This window comes from Streptomyces sp. NPDC055103 (assembly GCF_053607625.1).
This window is the reverse complement of the sequence record NZ_JBSGTX010000006.1, coordinates 130,917-148,482: the sequence shown is the minus strand read 5'-3', so window position 1 is coordinate 148,482 and position 17,566 is coordinate 130,917. Positions and strand designations below refer to the sequence as shown.

Sequence of the window (17,566 nt, the reverse complement as noted above, 5' to 3'; positions counted from 1 at the left end):
TGCCTACGGTGGTGCGGGGCCCTCCAGGTCGAGAAGCCGCCCCGGGTGGCCGACGGCGAGCTCGGGCAGCCCGGTGCCGGCCCCGGTGGTTCAGCGTTAACGAGGCCTCTCCAGGCCAGTTCACGGGGGGAGGAATCAGCATCATGGGCGTCACGCTCGCCAAGGGAGGCAATGTCTCCCTCTCCAAGGCCGCTCCCAACCTCACGAAGGTCCTCGTCGGACTCGGCTGGGACGCGCGCTCCACCACCGGAGCCCCCTTCGACCTCGACGCCAGCGCCCTGCTGTGCCAGGCCGGCCGTGTGCTGGGAGACGAGTACTTCGTCTTCTACAACCAGCTCCGCAGCCCCGAGGGATCCGTCGAGCACACCGGCGACAACCTCACGGGCGAGGGTGACGGGGACGACGAATCCCTCATCGTCGACCTGAGCCAGGTCCCGGCCCATTGCGACAAGATCGTCTTCCCGGTCTCCATCCATGACGCCGACAACCGCGGGCAGAGCTTCGGCCAGGTCAGCAACGCCTTCATTCGCGTCGTGAACCAGCTGGACGGTCAGGAACTCGCCCGCTACGACCTCTCCGAGGACGCCTCGAGCGAGACCGCGATGATCTTCGGCGAGCTCTACCGCTACAACGGCGAATGGAAGTTCAGAGCGGTCGGCCAGGGGTACGCGTCCGGGCTCCGGGGCATCGCTCTAGACTTCGGGGTCAACGTTTCGTAAAGCCATGTAATTTCACGATGGGGTAGACAGTGGTTCTGAAAACCTTCGGCTGGTCGTTCGCGATCACTGCGCTCGGTCTGGTCGCAGCGGTGCTCTACGGGGGGTGGGAGGCATTCGGGATCGTCGCGATCCTCTGCGTCCTCGAGATCTCGCTGTCCTTCGACAACGCGGTGGTCAACGCCGGAATCCTGAAGAAGATGAATGCCTTCTGGCAGAAGATCTTCCTCACCATCGGTGTGCTCATCGCCGTCTTCGGCATGCGACTGGTCTTCCCCGTCGTGATCGTCGCGATCAGCGCGAAGATCGGCCCCATCGAGGCCGTCGATCTCGCCCTCAACGACGCCGAGCGCTACGAGCAGCTCGTGACCGACGCGCACCCGTCGATCGCGGCCTTCGGCGGCATGTTCCTGCTGATGATCTTCCTCGACTTCATCTTCGAGGACCGTGACATCAAGTGGCTCGGCTGGCTGGAGCGCCCGCTGGCCAAGCTCGGCAAGGTCGACATGCTGTCGGTCTGCATCGCCCTCATCGTCCTGGCGATCAGCGCCATGACCTTCGCGACCCAGGCCCACCAGCACGGCGGTACGCACATCGACGCGTCGTCGACCGTGCTGCTCTCGGGCGTCTTCGGTCTCATCACGTACCTCGTCGTGGGCGGTCTCTCCAGCTACTTCGAGAACAAGCTGGAGGAGGAAGAGGAGCGCGAGCACGAGGCCGAGGAAGAGGCCAAGCGCAGCGGCAAGAAGGTCACCGTGGTCCAGCTGGCCGGCAAGGCCGCCTTCTTCATGTTCCTCTACCTGGAGGTCCTCGACGCCTCCTTCTCCTTCGACGGTGTCATCGGCGCCTTCGCCATCACCAACGACATCGTCCTGATGGCGCTCGGCCTCGGCGTCGGTGCCATGTACGTCCGTTCGCTGACGGTCTACCTGGTCCGTCAGGGCACCCTCGACGACTACGTCTACCTGGAGCACGGCGCGCACTACGCGATCGGCGCACTGGCGGCGATCCTCATGGTCACCATCCGCTACGAGATCCCCGAGGTCGTCACCGGCGGCATCGGTGTCGCCCTCATCGGCTGGTCCTTCTGGTCCTCCGTCCGCCGCAACAAGCGGCTCGCGGCGGCCGAGGGCGGCGCCGAAGACAAGACAGAGGTGTCCTCCGGGGTGTGACACCCCCGGTAACGAGGAACGCTTCTCTGCGGGGCGGTCGGTGCACCCGGCCGCCCCGCAGGCATGTGCGTGGTGCGGAATGTGCGAGCAGTGGGGGTGGGGGCGGCATGGGCTTCTGGGACAACCTGTTTCCGGGGCGGGCGGCGCAGTTCGACATGGGCGGCGCCGCGTCGAACACGATCGATCTGACGAGGAGGCGCCCGTCGGTCTCGCTGTCCAAGCAGGGCGCGGCGACCGGGAACCTCCGGGTCAACCTCTCCTGGCGGATGCGGACCTCCGACCTCGAAGGCCGGTCCCGGCAGAGCGGCCGGCTGCTGCGCAATCCCTCGCAGCTCTTCAAGCCCGAGGTGGTCCAGGCGCACACCCAGGGCGTCGTCAACGTCGACCTGGACCTGGGGTGCCTGTACGAGCTCGCCGACGGCACCAAGGGCGTGGTGCAGCCCCTCGGCGGCTTCTTCGGTGACCTCAACGCGGCGCCGTACGTGAAGCTGAGCGGCGACGACCGCTTCGGCGCCCCGTCCGGAGAGACGATCTTCGTCAATCTGGACCACAAGGACGAGATCAAGCGGCTGCTGTTCTTCGCGTACATCTACGACCAGACACCGGCCTTCGACCGTACGCACGCCAAGATCACGCTCTACCCGAGCAACGGCCCCAGGATCGAGATCGAACTCGACGAGCGCGCCCCGCAGGCCCGCTCCTGCGCGGTCTTCTCCGTGGAGAACGTCAAGGGCGACCTGACGGTCCGCCGCGAGGTGCGGTTCGTCTACGGCTTCCAGGCCGAGCTGGACCGGCTGTACGGCTGGGGACTCCAGTGGGGGCGCGGCTACAAGACCAAGGCGTGACAGGTGCTGCCCCGGGCCTCGGCCCCCTCAGGGGTCTCCGGGAGTCCCCGGGTCTCAGGGCCTGACGAACTGGGGACCCATGGGCGGCATCCGGAACTCCGGAGCCGCGTGCGGATCCGGCGGGCGGACGGGCTGCGGATAGCCGTAGGCGGGCCCGGGGCCCGGGGCCGGGGCGTTCACCGGCTGCTGCGGGTACCCGTAGGCGGGCGCCCGGTCCGGCACGGGAGGTACCGCCGGCTGCGGCGGTACGGGGGCGTGGATCACGGTCGCGTCGAGATCCGGGGAGCCCGCGACGGGGAAAGCGGAGGCAGGGACGCCGGTCGCGCCGCTCTGGGCCTCCTGGCCCTGGGACTGGATCTGGAGCTCACGGGCGTCCGGGGCGCCCTGAGCGGCCGCCTGGGCGGCCGCCTGAGCGGCTTCCTGGGCCGCCTCCTGGGCGTCCTCGTCGACCGAGATGCCGAAGTCCGTGGCGAGACCGACGAGGCCCGTGGGATAGCCCTGGCCCACCGCGCGGAACTTCCAGGTGTCCCCGCGCCGGTACAGCTCGCCGCAGATGACCGCCGTCTCCTCGCCGGTCTCCGCCGTCACGTCGAACCGCGCCAGCGGCTCGCGGTCCGGCCCGGCCGTCGCGTCGTACAGCAGGATCCGCAGGTCGGAGACGGACCGGAAGGTGCCGCCGTCGGAGGAGGCCGCGACGACCACCCGGTCGACCGAGGCCTCCACATTGCCCAGATCGGCCTCCACGGTGTCCGTCAGCCCCTGGGCCACCCGCTTCTTCGGCAGCCGCCGCACACACCCCGAGGGGTGGCGCGGCTGGTTGTAGAAGACGAAGTCCTCGTCGGACCGCACGCGCCCGTCGGCGCCCAGGAGCAGGGCCGAGGCATCCACGTCAGGGACCCCGGGGCCCGGGGTCCAGCAGAGCACGGCCCGTACGGCCGCGGTGTCGAGAGGGACGTTGGAGCCCTTCAGCATCGCGTGCGTCATGACCGCAATCCTGCCCTCCCGCCCGACCCGCGGACAACGCGGGGGCACCACCGATACCGGGACGAGATGACGGATGCTGACGAGTTACCTGAATTTCATGCAGGGAGGGAACTACGGACACCCGCACCTACGTACTATTACCGGCCACATGTCGTCAGGGCCCAGAGAGGCAGACGGGGGACTTACATGCGTCATTTCGGGCACATCCCGTCCGCAACGCGGACCGGGTTGTTCCACAGCGAGCCGGCCGAGTTTTCGGCCGACTCGCCCGCGAGCACGCTCGCCGTGGCCCTCGGGGCCACGCTCTACAGCCCGGCCACCCGGCCGCGGCTCGCCGACGACATCCGCAAACAGGCGGCGCGTGGCGTGGTCTCCATGGTGCTCTGCCTGGAGGATTCCATCAGCGACGCCGACGTCGAGGCGGGCGAGGCCAACCTCGTCCGGCAGTTCGCCGACCTCGCCACCGGGACCGTGACGGGTGCCGCCGGGACCGTGACGGACGCCGACACCGGCACGGACGTACCTCTGCTCTTCATCCGGGTGCGCGATCCGCACCAGATCACCGACCTCGTCGCCCGGCTGGGTGACACGGTCCGGCTGCTGTCCGGATTCGTACTGCCCAAATTCACCGAGACCCGCGGCCGCGCCTTCCTCGAAGCACTCACCCAGGCCGAGCGGACGAGCGGCAGGCGCCTCTTCGCCATGCCCGTCCTCGAGTCCCCCGAGCTCCTCCACCTGGAGACCCGGGCCGAGACCCTCGCCGGCATCGCCTCGATCACGGGCAAGTACCGCGACCGCGTCCTCGCCCTGCGCCTCGGCGTCACCGACTTCTGCTCCGCCTACGGCCTGCGCCGCTCGCCCGACATGACCGCCTACGACGTCAAGATCGTCGCCAACGTCATCGCCGACGTCGTCAACGTCCTCGGCCGCTCCGACGGCACCGGCTTCACCGTCACCGGGCCCGTCTGGGAGTACTTCCGACCCGGCGAGCGCATGTTCAAGCCGCAGCTGCGGCGCAGCCCCTTCCTGGAAGGCCGCGCCGAGGACCTGCGCACCGCCCTCATCGAGCACGACCTCGACGGCCTGCTGCGCGAGATCGAGCTCGACCGGGCGAACGGCCTGCTCGGCAAGACCTGCATCCACCCCACCCATGTGGTGCCGGTGCACGCGCTCTCCGTGGTCAGCCACGAGGAGTGGAGCGACGCCCAGGACATCCTGCGGCCCGAACAGGGCGGCGGCGGGGTGCTGCGCTCCGCGTATACGAACAAGATGAACGAAGTGAAGCCGCATCGCGCGTGGGCCGAACGCATCCTCCTGCGCGCCGAGGTCTTCGGCGTCGCCAAGGAGGACGTCGGCTTCGTGGATCTGCTCACCGCCGGACTTGCCGGCTGACGAAGGGACGTCGACGACGTGGTGTGGACCGGAACGTGGGTCGCGGAGCGACTGGGCGTCGAACTGATCGGCGGCGAGGAGCTACCGGCCCTGTTGGGCCTCGCACTGCGTCGTAACCCCAAGCGGGCGCACCTGCTCGTCTCCAGCGTGCTCGGCAAGCACGTGCCGCAGCGGCCCTCCGTCGTGTACGGCTCCGGCCTCGGCCTCGGCGTCCGCGTCCGCGAGCTCCTCGGCGACGAGGAGGCGGCCCGCTCGGTCGTCCTCGGCTACGCGGAGACCGCCACCGCCCTGGGCCACGCCGTCGCCGACGGCCTCGGCCTCGCCCCGTACCTCCACTCCACCCGGCGGCCGGTGGCCGGAGTCGCCCCCGCGGGCGGCTTCGAGGAGTCCCACTCGCACGCGACCTCGCACCTCCTGCTGCCCGAGGACCCGAAGCTCCTCGCCGGCGCCGGACCGCTGGTCCTCGTCGACGACGAGTTCTCCACCGGCAACACCGTCCTCAACACGATCCGGGACCTCCACGCCCGCTACCCGCGCGAGCGGTACGTCGTCGTGGCCCTCGTCGACATGCGATCCACCGCCGACCTGGGCCGCCTGGACGCCTTCGCGGCGGAGATCGGCGCCCGCGTCGACCTGATATCCGCCGCTGCCGGGACCGTACGCCTCCCCGAGGGGGTCCTGGAGAAGGGCCGGGCGCTGGTGGCGGAGCACGAGAGGGCGTACGAGCCGAAGGCCGCCGCGGGCCCCGTCGCCGCTCCCGGGGCGCACGCCCCCGTGCGGGTGGAGCTCGACTGGCCGGCGGAGCTGCCCGACGGCGGCCGCCACGGCTTCACGCCCGAGCACCGGGAGCTCCTGGAGGAGACCCTGCCCGGCCTCGCGGCCGGCATCGGCCGGGCCTTGGAGGCCTCGGAGACCCCGGGGACCTCGGAGACCTCGGAGTCTCCGCATTCCACCCGCGCCGGCCACATGTCGCACACCCACCGCATCCTCGTCCTCGGCTTCGAGGAACTGATGTACGCGCCGCTGCGGCTCGCCACCGCCCTGGAGGAGACCGGGCACGACGTCCGCTACTCCACCACCACCCGCTCGCCGGTCCTCGCCGTCGACGACCCCGGCTACGCGATCCGCACCCGCCTCGTCTTCCCCGCCCACGACGACCCGGCCGACGGGCCCGGCGAGCGCTACGCCTACAACGTGGCGGGAGCGGGCTTCGACGCTGTCGTCCTCGTCGTCGACTCCGCCGCCGACACCCCGGAACTGCACGCCCCGGACGGCCTGCTCGCACAGCTCGCCGCGCACGTCCCGCGGGTCGCGCTCGTCGTCGTCCCCTCGTACAAGCCCCCAGTCTCCGAAGCTCCCGACGCTCCCGAAGCTCCCGAAAGGAGCTCCATGCTGCCCGAGCCCCTCCGCGGCCCCGCCTTCTCCTCGTACGCGCCCGAGGAGGTCGGCTGGCTGCTCCAGGACCTCTCGGGCGTCGAGCTGGAGGCGCCCACCGAGGAACGCGAGGAAGCCATCCAGAGCGGCGGCGCGCACTACGCCGAATCGCTCCCCGTCGAATACCAGCCCAGCGCCCGCTACCAGGAGCTCTTCCACTCGGCCCTGGAGGGCTCCGCCGCCCGAATAGCCCGCGCGGTCGGCACCGTCACCGAGACCGTCCTCGCCGAGCGCCCCGGTCGCAGCCCCGTCCTCGTCTCGCTGGCCCGGGCCGGCACCCCCGTCGGCGTCCTCATGCGCCGCTGGGCCCAGGCCCGCCACGGCCTGGACCTCCCGCACTACGCCGTCTCCATCGTGCGCGGTCGCGGCATCGACGCCAACGCGCTGCGCTGGCTCGCCGCCCACCACGACCCCGCCGACGTCGTGTTCGTCGACGGCTGGACCGGCAAGGGCGCCATCACCCGCGAACTCGCCGAGGCCATCAAGGAGTTCGAGGCCTCCGAAGGGGTCTCGGGCTTCGACCCGGAGATCGCGGTCCTCGCCGACCCCGGCTCCTGCGTCCGCACGTACGGCACCCGCGAGGACTTCCTCATCCCCTCCGCCTGCCTCAACTCCACGGTCTCCGGCCTGATATCGCGCACCGTGCTCCGCCCCGACCTCGTCGGACCGAACGACTTCCACGGCGCCAAGTTCTACCGCGAACTGGCCGGAGCCGATGTCTCCGGCGCCTTCCTCGACGCCGTCGCCGCCCGCTTCGACGAGGTCGCCGAGACCGTCGACGTGGACGTCAAGGAACTCCTCGCCGCCGACCGCACCCCCACCTGGGAGGGCTGGGCCGCCGTCGAGCGGATCAGCGAGGAGTACGGCATCCACGACGTCAACCTGGTCAAGCCCGGCGTGGGCGAGACCACCCGCGTCCTGCTCCGCCGCGTCCCCTGGAAGATCCTCGCCAAGCGGGGCGCGGACGCCGACCTCGCGCACGTCCGCCTGCTCGCCGAGCAGCGCGGTGTACCCGTCGAGGAGGTCGACGAACTCCCGTACAGCTGCGTCGGCCTGATCCACCCTCAGTACACCAGGGGTGCGACAGGCGCCGACGGCAAGGCGGTGGTGTCCCAGTGAGTACGCCGCCGAACACCACCCTGGTCGCGAGCGACCTCGACCGCACCCTCATCTACTCCAGTGCGGCCCTGGCCCTCGGCATGCCCGACGCCCAGGCGCCCCGCCTCCTCTGCGTCGAGGTCCACGAGTCGAAGCCCCTGTCGTACATGACCGAGGACGCGGCCGGCCTCCTCGCGCGACTGACCGGCGAGACCGTCTTCGTCCCGACCACGACGCGGACGCGCAAGCAGTACCAGCGCATCCAACTCCCGGGCGCCACACCGAAGTACGCGATCTGCGCGAACGGCGGGCACATCCTCGTCGACGGCGTCTCCGACCGCGACTGGCACACCACGGTGGTGAACCGGCTGGCCGAGGAATGCGCGCCGCTCTCCGAGATCCGCGCCTACCTCACCGCCACGACCGACCTGTCGTGGGTGCGCAAGCACCGGGTCGCCGAGGACCTCTTCGCCTACCTCGTCGTCGAGCGCGAGCGGCTCCCCGAGGAGTGGCTGGGGCGCTTCGGAGAGTGGGCGGGGGAGCGCGGCTGGACCGTCTCGCTCCAGGGCCGCAAGGTGTACGCGGTGCCGAAGCCGCTCACCAAGAGCGCGGCCGTCCGCGAGGTCGCCCGCCGCATCGGCGCCACGCTCACCCTGGCGGCCGGGGACTCACTCCTCGACGCCGACCTGCTGATGGCCGCGGACCGGGCATGGCGCCCCGGCCACGGCGAACTGGCCGACAGCGACTGGACCGCCCCCCACCTCGACGTCCTCGCGGAACGCGGCGTCGCGGCGGGGGAGGAGATCCTCCGCCGCTTCCGGGCGGCGGCGGCAGGCTAGGGGCCTGTCCGGCGGATCGGGGTCGGACAGGCCCAAGGGCCTGTCTTTCGGATCATGCCGGCTGGCCGGTGTCCCCGCGGGGCTCAGCCGCAGCAACCCCCGCCGCAGCAGCCACCGCCACCCCCGCCGCCGCCCGCGCTCTGCGCGGGGGCGGCGGTGCTGCTGCCGCCGACGGCCACGGCCGAGAGCAGCTTCACGGTGTCGTCGTGCCCGGCGGGGCAGGCGGCCGGAGCGGAGGACTCGGCCATGGGCCGGCTGATCTCAAAGGTGTCGCCGCAGGTGCGGCAGCGGAATTCGTAACGAGGCATGGGAACAGGCTAACGGCGGGCGGGCCCGGAGGGCAGTGAGCCCCGGGGGCGCAGCGCCCGCCGCGCACACCCCGCGGGGGACCCGCCGGTCTCACCTCACGCCCCTCGGGCCGGGCCGGGCTCAATGACCGGCGGCCGTGCCCCGGTCCTCCCGGATCTGCTCGACGACGCGCGCGGCGGTGGCGCGGACGCCCTCCAGCTCGGTCAGGAAGTGCCAGTAGTCGGGGTGGCGGCCCTCCAGCGTGCCGAGCGCCCGGTCGAGCCGGGCCACGGCCTCGTCGAGCGGGCGGGCGTGGCGCGGGTCGGGGGTGTTCCGACCCGCCATCGCCAGCCGCTGGGCGTCCCGTACCGCGAAGCGGGCGCGGTCGGTCTCCTCCTTCGGGTCCTTCGCGACGGCGTCCAGGCGGCGCAGCCGCTCCCCGGCGGCCGACACGGCCTCGTCGGTCGAGTCGAGGAGCGCGCGGACCGTGGAGAGCCGGGAGGTCGCGTCGGGCCAGCGCTGCTCCTCGCGGGCCTTCGCGGCCTCGGCGAGCCGCTCCTCGGCCTGCCGGAGCGTGCCGGCGGCCTGCTCGGGCACATGCTGGAGGTCCTGCCAGCAGGCCGCGGAGAATCGCCGCCGCAGCTCCGAGAGGACCAGCTCGACACCGCCGGCGCGGGTGGTCAGCGCCTCGGTGCGGGTACGCAGGGAGACGAGCCGGCGGTCGATCTCGGCGGCGCGCTGCGGCAGCCGCTCGGCCTCGGCGCGTACGGCCTCGGCGTCCCGCAGGACGCGGTCGGCGCGCTGGAGGGTCTCGGGGACGCCGTGCCGCCCGGCGCCCTCGTTGAGCCGGGTCAGTTCGGGCCCGAGCTGGGCGAGCCGCAGCGCGAGGTCGTCGGCGCGCAGACCCCCGTCCCGTACGGCGTCGAGCGCGCCGCTCGCGCCGCGCAGCGCCTGGCGGGCCCGCTCGACGGCGGGGGCGAGCCGGGCGAGCTGGGTCTCGGCGCGGTCCAGGAGCGGCGCGAGGCCCTCCTCGAACCGGTCGAGCTCGCCCTTGACCCGGTCGAGTTCGTCCTTGGCGGCGCTCAGTTCGGCGCGGGCGCGGCCGGCGGTGGCGGCGTCGAGCTCGTCACGGTCGAGGTCGTGGGCGTCGACGGCACTGATGTACGTGTGGCTGACCTCGTCGATGCGGTGCCCGAGGGCCTGGAATCCCTCGACGACGCGTCGCGCCTCGGGCGAACTGTCGACAGCGGTGATCGTCTCGATGGAGATCCGCAGCCCGCGCTGGGCGGTGTCGAGCTCGTAGAAGGCGGCCGCGGCGGCGTCCTTGGCGGCCTGGGCCTCGGCCCGCTGGCCCTCCCCGCGCCCGCCGAACCAGCGTCGCGTACCGCCCCCGGCGAAGGCCTGCGGCAGCAGCGCCCCGACCAGCAGCGGCAGCGCGAGGGCCAGTCGGAAGGTGGACGGAATCCTGGGCGCCGCACTGCCCCCAGGGGATGTCCTGCCGTCGCTCGCCGCCACGTACTCTCCCCGTGCTGTGTCCACCGTCACCGGTCCGGTTCATTCTCCCACCCGGTAAGGACGAACACACGGGCCGATCAGTTCGCCGTTCGTACGGAGATGTCACCGTCGTCACTGCGGACGCTCACTGCATGCCCGCTGCCGTCGCGGCGCGGCACGTCGACGTGGACGTCACCGCTGTCGCTGGAGCCGGTGGCCTCGTACTCGCCGGTGGGCAGGGTGACGTCGACGTCGCCGTCGTGGGTGATCACGTCGACCTGGAGGGGTACGGCCCCGAGGGCGATCAGCACGTCGCCGTCGTCGGACCGGACGAGCACGCGGGGCGAGCGGGTGTCGCCCTGGACGGCCAGGTCGCCGTTCTCGGTGCCGAGGTCGAGCGCGCCGGTGCTCTTGGCCACCTGTACGTCCCCGTCGTCGGACCGCACCTTCAACGACGTGGCGAACCCCTCCGCCGAGACGTCCCCGTTCTCGGTCTCGACGGTGACGGCGACATCGCGCGGCACCTGGATCCGGTGCACGGCGCCGCAGCTGGACGCCACGGCGTCACAGTCCACCCGCAGGGTGAGCCGCCCGTCCTCCAGCTTCCAGTCGGCGTCGGGCCCGGACCCCATGAACACCCACCCGTCGACCTGCCGCTCGACGACCACGTCGTCGACGTCGGCGGGCGTGACGACGATCTCGGAGTCGTCGGAGTCCACGGTGAGGGCGCCCCCGTCGAACGCGAACGTCCTCCTCTCGACCGGCGCGTCCCCGGTGTCCACCGTCCCGCAGGCACTGAGCGGGAACGCGGCGAGGAGAACCCCGCCGGCGGCGAGGAACACACGGGACGGGCGGCGTGCTGCGGCCATGACGATCGAACCCCCAGAAGAAGACATTCGGTCCGCCGACGGTACGAGCCCACCACCCCCCGTCACGATCCGGCGACCCACCGTCCACGGGGTGGGGCTACCCCCCGCCCACCACGCCACCGCGAACAATGGATTCGGCCCCCACCCGTCGGCCATGTAGGCTGTTGCCTCTTCCACGGGTGCGTAGCTCAGGGGTAGAGCGCTGCTCTTACAAAGCAGATGTCGGCGGTTCGAAACCGTCCGCGCCCACCAGGGAAAAGCCCCCGACCGATCACGGTTGGGGGCTTTCCCATGCCACATGGATGCCACCTGTCCACGACGGTCTTCAGGATTGCGTGGGCGGCAGCGTCCCGATTGGTGCCGCGCCGGCATGCTCCACCGTGCAGGTCGGATCCGGGTCATGCCAGAGAGCCACGGCGGCAACCGTCACCAGGATGAGGACAAGCTGGGTCTTCCACACCAGCGGCTTTGCCTTGGCGGCGCCCCACACCGCGACGCCCGCAAAGGCTCCGGCGGCCACGACCGCCACAGGGATCAACGGATCGAACTGGGCGGGATGAACCTCTGGACCAGGTATGGGCTCGCTGCCAGGTGCGAGACAGGCCATCCCCGAGAAAGCGGCCAGGAACAAGGCCGCGACAGCAAGTGGCGGAGTGAGGGCGATCAGCTCCGCCGCGAGCCACCCCACCCGCGTACCCCACACCCGCACGGCGGTTCCGGCCCGCGACCTACCCGCCGCGCCAGACCCCTCAGCGTTGACCATGATTCCCCCCTGCTGGTGCGCGGAGCGTACAGCAGGCGCGGAGTCATGTGATGAGAGGACCGACATGGCGAAATCGTCTACGAGCTGCCCGTCGGCGATAGCCGCCTCAGTCCCGCAGGTTCGGCCAGCCGTCCTTGTTGGAGTAGCTCTCGAAGCAGTACCGGGTCAACCGGTCCCACTCCTTGCCGGTGGCGAGCTCGTACGCTTCATCCGGCACGTACAGCAGCAACTCGCCGTCCTACTCGGTCGATGTGTACGGGGCGAACTCGTCGACGTCGGAGAAGGCGCTTTCCCACACGGCCTGTCCTGCGGCGACGACAGCGCAACGGGCGTACAGGAACCCGTCGTCCGACTGCGGGAAGGGGCTGCCGTTCCGCCTTTTCATGTTGGCGACGGGAAGTGTCCCGAACTGCTCCTGGTCCAAGCGGTAGAGAGCCTCTGCATGGCGTTCCGCGAACCCGATGACGTCCGGGTCGTGGCCGCCTCACTCGTGACGCGCATCCGGCGGACGTACTGCAGCGAACAGGGGCAGCCCCTGGAAACGGCTGACATCATGCTGCCGGCGGCCCCTGTGCGAGAGAGTCTACGACGTTCCCGTCAGTCGCTGACGGAACGCTGCTTGAGGGGGAAAGAGATGGAGTCGCTCGGTTATCTCATGGGTGCCTTGGCGTGGGGTGCGCCAGTTGCTGCTCTGCTGGTGGGGGCGCTCGCGACGGTTGTGGCCGTACGGTGGCGGCGGAAGGCGATCGCAGCCTTGGAGCGTGCAGAGTTGGATACCGACGCGCGGCTGACTGCTGAGTGGTCGGCCGAGTCAGGGCCCGGTTGGACGTCGCCTCGTGGGGGACAGGGGGACCCCCCGCGGCCAGTGCAGAAGGACTGACCTGCGGCGATGCGCCAGACGCGCCGAACCCGTGACGACGTATGCCGTCCGTGCTCCTGTCCGCGTTGTCTGCGCCTCCCCTGACGTGGCCGGCGCTGGGAACCTTCCGGGGTCTGATCGATGGCGATGTCGGAGACGGAAGGGGTCGGGATGGTCCAGTCGAAGTGTGGTGCTCCGACGCAGAGCGGAGGCCGGTGCCAGAGCAAGACGGTCATCGGGAGCTCGCGGTGTGCCAAGCATCAGGGGCCGTGGTCCGCGTACGGGGTGGAGCAGCGGAAGAAGAAGGAGGCCGAAGCGAAGATGCGGAAGCTCCGGAAGAAGCGGTGACGGGGGCTGTCGGCTCGCGAGGCTGACATCTACAGCTGACATCAACGGGCCCGGACGTGGGCGGTGCCGAGGGGACGCCAGTGTCGTTCTTCGCGCTCAGGCGTCGCCCGGGTTTCCCGGTGGCACGACCACGATCTGGTTCTCGTCCTCGTAGATGACCACGCCGGGGTTCGAGGACACCAGGCGACGGCACTCGACGCCGTGCGCGGCGAGCAGCTCCAGGTATCCGTCCACTCGGGTGATGAGCCATTCGGCGGACGACTTGAACCAGGCCACGGCACCCGGGTTCACGGCGGGGTCGTACACGCTGGGATCGACGCTGGTCGGGTTCGTGTAGTGGGCGTCGTACCAGTCGTTGGCGGACCTCCAGAACCGGTGCTGCTCCTCGGTCAACCTGCCCTGTGCCGCCAGCTCGTTGGCAAGGACGAAGACGCCGGGGAAGTGACCCCGCGCATGCCTTGCGGTTCCCTGGAACCGGACGTACGACGCTTGTTCCATGAGTGCTCCCCCCATGCCGACCCTCACTGTCCAGCGCGGATCCTAGGACAGGCCAGGAGCAGGTGCCCTCCGAGAGGGGCTCAGTCCCACCAGAAGGACCACATCTGCTTGCCCATGATGTGGTTGGCCGCGTAGGCGCGGAGGGTTTCGTCGTCGCCCTGGGTGATGGTGTCCGATGAGAAGGCGAAGTGTTCGGCGGAGACGGCTTCCGCTTCGCTCATCGTCCTGATGGGTGCCGCGACCGAGACCATCAGACGGTCGTGTCCCAGTCCCACGAGCCGGGCACCGAAGCGCTCTTCCCAGGATCGCAGGACTATGCGCATCTCTGACATGCCATAGGGCCAGCAGTCTGCGCCTGTCAGGCCGCGTTCCTCCGCCAGGGCCGGCAATTCCGTGCTGCGGTAGGCCCTGTCCAGGAGGTACGGCTCCCACGTGTCGTCGTCGTCCTCCGCCAGATCGGCCAGCACCCGCGCCGCTACTTGCTCCGTGTCCGGCCAGGCTGCCGACGGCGTGGCTGCCAGTCCGGGCCACTGGGCGTTGAAGGGAGCGACCACGTCGTCGAACGAAGCGGGTTCGCCGAAGAGGTCGACGACATTCTCCCGGCCGGGGAACTGCTCGCCGGGATGCGCGGCTTCCTGCGCGTAGGCCTCCCAGCTCTCGCCCAGGATCCGGTCCGCCGTACGTTCGTGCATGGCTGGTTTCTGCCCCCTCTGTGGAATCGCCAGGAAGTTACCAGCTGCCTCTGACAGCGACAGGGACGCCTGCCTGCCTGGAGTTGACGTGGGCCTGACCGGCCGGGTGTACTCCGGGGCATGGCTGAGGTGGGGGACGCGCCCGAATCCGGCGTGCAGAGCGGCGAGATGACGTCGCAGCGGTACGTCGAGACCAGGCTCGCGCAGTACCAGGAGTGGTACGACGTCAAGGCGACCCGGATGAAGGCGATGCATCTGCGGATGCGGACCGTGTCCGTCGTCGGCGGGGCGCTCGTGCCGGTGTTCGTGAACGTGGACCTCGCGTTCGCGCGGGTCACGGCCACCGTGCTGAGCGTCGTGGTCGTCGCCGCCGTGTCGCTGGAGAGCGTGTACCGGTACCGGGAGCAGTGGAAGAACTACCGGTCGACCGAGCAGCTGCTCGGGCACGAGCGCGTCTACTTCGAGACCAAGGTGGGTCCCTACAGCGGGCTTTCGAGGCGGGAGGCCTTCTCCACGCTCGTCGCCCGGGTCGAGCGGGCCATCGCCGGCGAGAACTCGGCGACGTTGAACGTGATGACGCTCGGCGGGCGGGTCAACGCCGATGTGCAGCAGCAGGCGGTTCCCGCCGCCCGGCAGGAGTCCGAGGGGTCCTGAGGCGGCCGCGAGCCCCGGGATCGCCGGGGCCCGCGTTCGTCAGCTGCGGGGTGCGGTCAGCACCACTTGTAGTCGACCTGCGTGGAGTTGTACCAGCAGTTGTCGACCCACGTGCCGTTCGGCTTGCGCAGCGTCGCCATGTCCTTGTCGTTGTTCCAGACGTACCAGCCACGGTTCTGGTAGACGTTCGCGGCGGTGTTCGTCCCGCGGCCCGTGCGGATCGTCACGATCTTGCCCGCGCCGAGGGTGTACGAGCCGAAGGTGTACTTGTGGTTGGCGAGGTCCGTCACCGTCCAGCCCCGCAGGTTCACCGCGTAGCCGGTCGAGTTGCGTATCTGTACGTACTCGGCGTTGAGGCTCGTGTTGGCGCCGCCGTCCGAGCCCGGGCTGTCGTAGTAGATCTTGTACAGGTAGACCGAGCCGGCGGCCTGGGCCGGCGAAGGCAGCAGCAGGACGCCGGCGGCGGCAGCGGTCACGGCCGCGAGCGTGCGTACACGAAGCATGAATGTCCCTCAGTTCTCTGCCGGACGCCCGCCGATGGGGTCCGGCGAGCACACAGAATACGCATTCCCTTCACCTCTTCCGCACAATTCGGCCAGGCGCCCTAGGGTGGGGCCATGGTCAGTGACGTACTGCGGATCACCGTCCTCGGGTCCGCCACCCCCTTCCCCCGGCCGGGCAACCCCTGTTCGGGCCATCTCGTCGAGGGCGGCGGCGTCCGCGTGTGGGTGGACGCCGGGACCGGCACGCTCGCGGAGCTCCAGCGGCACATCACGCTCGGCGACATCGACGCCGTCTGGATCTCCCACCTCCACGCCGACCACAGCGCCGATCTGCTCACCGCCTTCTACGCGTTGCTGTATGCCGGGCTCGAGCTGCCGGTGCCCGTGCCTCTCTTCGCGCCAGCGGGAACCGCCGACCGGCTCGCCGGGTTCCTGACGAACGGGCCCGAGCGCAGCCCTGTCGAAAGGGCTTTCGCCATCGAGGAGTTGTACGACGGGCACGTCGTCCGGGTCGGCGGGCTCACCCTTCGGTCGCGGGCCGTCGAGCACGGCGGGCTCGACGCCTTCGCCCTGCGCGTCGAGGACGAGGGAGGGGCTTCCCTCGTCTACTCCGGTGACTGCGAGCCCTGCCCCTCTCTTGTCGAACTCGCCCGGGACTGCGACCTCTTCGTCTGCGAGGCCGACGGGGACGTGCCCGGCCACCACTCCGCCGCGCAGGCCGGGCGGAGCGCCGTCGCGGCCCGTGCCGGGCGGCTCCTCGTCACCCATGTGGGGTCCGGCGTCGAGCCCGCCGAGGCCGTCGCGCTGGCCGCCGCCGAGTTCCCCGGCGAGGTCGCCCACGCCGACCCGGGCGCGCGGTTCGAGGTCACGCGTCGAAGTCGTACTCCAGGACGTACGACGACGAGTCGAGCGTCATCTCGTTGAGCTCCACCGCGACCCCCGGCCCCGTGAACGCCGTGCGCCCGATCAGGACCACCGGCGTACCGAACTCCAGGGCCAGCCGGTCCGACTCGTCCGCCGTCGGCATCCGGCAGCGGATCTCCTCGCGGAAGCGCACCGGCCGGTGCCCCAGCTCGGTCAGCCGGGCATAGGTGCCGCCCGGCCCCGTGTCCGGCTCCGTGATCGGCGTCCCGCGCACCAGCTCCGCCGAGAGGTACGAGACCGAGAGCAGCACCGGCTTCGCGTCGAGAACGAAGCGGCGGCTCCGGACGCAGACGGGCGCGCCCGGCGCGAGGTTCAGCGCCCCCGCGACCCGGGCTCCGGCCGCCGCCTCCGCCACCTCGATCTGGTCCACCACCAGGGCCCGGTCCTCCACGTCCGCCGACCAGACCGAGCGGCCGCTGCCCCAGCGGTCCCCGGCGAGGCGCGGGATGCCCCGGCGGCGCAGCGGACGGAAGACCCGGACGAAGACCCCGGCGCCCTTGCGGGCCTCGGCGAGACCTTCGTTGCGCAGGACGGAGAGGGCCTGCCGCGCCGTCATCCGGGCCACGTCGTAGGTCGACATCAGGTCGTTCTCGCCGGGGAGCCGGTCGCCCGGCGCGAAGGCGCCCGACTGGATCGCGGTTCTCAACTCGTCCGCGATGCGCTGGTACTTGGGCCGACGAGTGCTGTCCTGGTCAGTCACGGGTGGACCACTCCCTTCATCTGCGGGACACCCTACGGCGCACCCCCGGGCCAGGGTGCACACGTGTGCGCCGTCCCGCCGGGTCGATCCATCCATCGGAGGACATCTCTAGAGATACGTTGACAGGGCGGGGTGTCCCCGCTTCTCTGGTGGTCCCCAGGATGCAGACTTCGGTACGGACGGGACGGAGGGGATGCGTGCAACCACTGCCCGAGGTCGGTGACCTCGTCCGCGACACCGCCACCGGGCGGGTCGGTTTCTATGTGGAGAGCGTCTCCGGACGCTTCCTGATCCGCGCCGTCCACGGCGGCGGGCAATGGGAGGCCGAGCCCGCCGACGTCCAGCTCGCCACGCCCCTGCGCGAGCTGCGGGCCCGCGCCGCCGAGATCAACGCGCGCAGCAGACGGGGCCTCTCGTGAGGTGAGCGCGGTGCTCGATGGGCTGCGGTGGGATCGATGGGCCGGGGTGGGCTCCATGCCGCTGGGCTCGGTGGG

Annotated in this window: 19 protein-coding genes and 1 tRNA gene; 10 read left to right on the top strand and 10 right to left on the bottom strand. The window is 70.8% G+C overall.

Annotation, left to right across the window (positions count from 1 at the left end; translation table 11 throughout):
• Positions 1-143 precede the first annotated feature (143 nt).
• The 3 genes from ACWFR1_RS06525 (at position 144) to ACWFR1_RS06515 (ending at position 2,733) form a co-directional block, all read left to right on the top strand.
• Positions 144-719: a TerD family protein gene (locus ACWFR1_RS06525; protein ID WP_453547171.1), complete on the top strand. Its 576-nt coding sequence runs from the start codon at positions 144-146 to the stop codon at positions 717-719.
• A 29-nt stretch (positions 720-748) separates the two neighbouring features.
• Positions 749-1,888, top strand: coding sequence for a DUF475 domain-containing protein (locus tag ACWFR1_RS06520; RefSeq protein WP_453547169.1), 1,140 nt, complete (start codon positions 749-751; stop codon positions 1,886-1,888).
• 107 nt (positions 1,889-1,995) lie between these two features.
• Positions 1,996-2,733, top strand: coding sequence for a TerD family protein (locus ACWFR1_RS06515; protein WP_453547166.1), 738 nt, complete (start codon positions 1,996-1,998; stop codon positions 2,731-2,733).
• 54 nt (positions 2,734-2,787) lie between these two features.
• On the opposite strand, the gene ACWFR1_RS06510 is transcribed toward ACWFR1_RS06515, so the two are convergent.
• Positions 2,788-3,717 carry a TerD family protein gene (locus ACWFR1_RS06510; RefSeq protein ID WP_453547164.1) on the bottom strand — a complete coding sequence of 310 codons (930 nt, stop codon included), beginning with the start codon at positions 3,715-3,717 and terminating at the stop codon, positions 2,788-2,790.
• Positions 3,718-3,903: 186 nt separating this feature from the next.
• Between ACWFR1_RS06510 and ACWFR1_RS06505 the strand changes: the two genes are divergently transcribed.
• Genes ACWFR1_RS06505 through ACWFR1_RS06495 form a run of 3 tightly spaced genes read left to right on the top strand, consistent with a single transcriptional unit; the run spans position 3,904 to position 8,480 of the window.
• The gene (locus tag ACWFR1_RS06505; RefSeq protein ID WP_453547162.1) at positions 3,904-5,109 is read left to right on the top strand and encodes an HpcH/HpaI aldolase/citrate lyase family protein; all 1,206 of its coding nucleotides are present in this window, start codon (positions 3,904-3,906) and stop codon (positions 5,107-5,109) included.
• Positions 5,110-5,127: 18 nt separating this feature from the next.
• Positions 5,128-7,662, top strand: a complete 2,535-nt coding sequence (locus ACWFR1_RS06500; RefSeq protein WP_453547160.1) for a phosphoribosyltransferase — start codon at positions 5,128-5,130, stop codon at positions 7,660-7,662.
• Complete coding sequence (locus ACWFR1_RS06495; protein WP_453547158.1) at positions 7,659-8,480, top strand: HAD family hydrolase; 822 nt, start codon at positions 7,659-7,661, stop codon at positions 8,478-8,480. The genes ACWFR1_RS06500 and ACWFR1_RS06495 overlap by 4 nt, the downstream gene beginning before the upstream one ends.
• 83 nt (positions 8,481-8,563) lie before the next feature.
• Here the strand turns inward: ACWFR1_RS06495 and ACWFR1_RS06490 are convergent, their stop codons facing one another.
• The 3 genes from ACWFR1_RS06490 to ACWFR1_RS06480 all read right to left on the bottom strand — a co-directional run bounded on the left by ACWFR1_RS06490 (position 8,564) and on the right by ACWFR1_RS06480 (position 11,131).
• A complete protein-coding gene (locus tag ACWFR1_RS06490; RefSeq protein ID WP_453547156.1) occupies positions 8,564-8,788 on the bottom strand; it encodes an FmdB family zinc ribbon protein in 225 nt (74 codons plus the stop codon).
• Between the two features lie 121 nt (positions 8,789-8,909).
• Positions 8,910-10,232 (bottom strand): hypothetical protein, encoded by a 1,323-nt coding sequence (locus tag ACWFR1_RS06485; protein WP_453547267.1) that lies wholly within the window; start codon positions 10,230-10,232, stop codon positions 8,910-8,912.
• Positions 10,233-10,360: 128 nt separating this feature from the next.
• Positions 10,361-11,131 (bottom strand): DUF4097 family beta strand repeat-containing protein, encoded by a 771-nt coding sequence (locus ACWFR1_RS06480; protein WP_453547154.1) that lies wholly within the window; start codon positions 11,129-11,131, stop codon positions 10,361-10,363.
• A 177-nt stretch (positions 11,132-11,308) separates the two neighbouring features.
• Here ACWFR1_RS06480 and ACWFR1_RS06475 point away from each other — a divergent pair.
• Positions 11,309-11,383 (top strand) — tRNA-Val (locus ACWFR1_RS06475).
• Between the two features lie 73 nt (positions 11,384-11,456).
• On the opposite strand, the gene ACWFR1_RS06470 is transcribed toward ACWFR1_RS06475, so the two are convergent.
• The 4 genes from ACWFR1_RS06470 to ACWFR1_RS06455 form a co-directional block, all read right to left on the bottom strand.
• Positions 11,457-11,894 carry a hypothetical protein gene (locus ACWFR1_RS06470; protein WP_453547152.1) on the bottom strand — a complete coding sequence of 146 codons (438 nt, stop codon included), beginning with the start codon at positions 11,892-11,894 and terminating at the stop codon, positions 11,457-11,459.
• Between the two features lie 238 nt (positions 11,895-12,132).
• Positions 12,133-12,357 carry a DUF4240 domain-containing protein gene (locus ACWFR1_RS06465; RefSeq protein WP_453547265.1) on the bottom strand — a complete coding sequence of 75 codons (225 nt, stop codon included), beginning with the start codon at positions 12,355-12,357 and terminating at the stop codon, positions 12,133-12,135.
• Positions 12,358-13,197: 840 nt separating this feature from the next.
• Positions 13,198-13,599, bottom strand: a complete 402-nt coding sequence (locus ACWFR1_RS06460) for a hypothetical protein (protein ID WP_453547150.1) — start codon at positions 13,597-13,599, stop codon at positions 13,198-13,200.
• Positions 13,600-13,679: 80 nt separating this feature from the next.
• Positions 13,680-14,291, bottom strand: coding sequence for a DUF4253 domain-containing protein (locus tag ACWFR1_RS06455; RefSeq protein ID WP_453547148.1), 612 nt, complete (start codon positions 14,289-14,291; stop codon positions 13,680-13,682).
• Positions 14,292-14,411: 120 nt separating this feature from the next.
• Between ACWFR1_RS06455 and ACWFR1_RS06450 the strand changes: the two genes are divergently transcribed.
• On the top strand, positions 14,412-14,945 hold the full coding sequence (locus tag ACWFR1_RS06450) for a DUF4231 domain-containing protein (RefSeq protein WP_453547146.1): 534 nt from the start codon (positions 14,412-14,414) through the stop codon (positions 14,943-14,945).
• A 56-nt stretch (positions 14,946-15,001) separates the two neighbouring features.
• Here the strand turns inward: ACWFR1_RS06450 and ACWFR1_RS06445 are convergent, their stop codons facing one another.
• Entirely contained in the window at positions 15,002-15,448 is a 447-nt protein-coding gene (locus ACWFR1_RS06445; protein WP_453547144.1) for a lamin tail domain-containing protein, read from the bottom strand.
• A 114-nt stretch (positions 15,449-15,562) separates the two neighbouring features.
• Here ACWFR1_RS06445 and ACWFR1_RS06440 point away from each other — a divergent pair, with 114 nt between their 5' ends.
• Positions 15,563-16,372, top strand: coding sequence for an MBL fold metallo-hydrolase (locus tag ACWFR1_RS06440; protein ID WP_453547142.1), 810 nt, complete (start codon positions 15,563-15,565; stop codon positions 16,370-16,372).
• Here the strand turns inward: ACWFR1_RS06440 and ACWFR1_RS06435 are convergent.
• A complete protein-coding gene (locus tag ACWFR1_RS06435) occupies positions 16,314-17,072 on the bottom strand; it encodes a GntR family transcriptional regulator (protein WP_453547140.1) in 759 nt (252 codons plus the stop codon). The genes ACWFR1_RS06440 and ACWFR1_RS06435 overlap by 59 nt on opposite strands.
• A 197-nt stretch (positions 17,073-17,269) precedes the next feature.
• Between ACWFR1_RS06435 and ACWFR1_RS06430 the strand changes: the two genes are divergently transcribed.
• Positions 17,270-17,491, top strand: coding sequence for a hypothetical protein (locus tag ACWFR1_RS06430; RefSeq protein ID WP_453547137.1), 222 nt, complete (start codon positions 17,270-17,272; stop codon positions 17,489-17,491).
• Positions 17,492-17,566 lie beyond the last annotated feature (75 nt).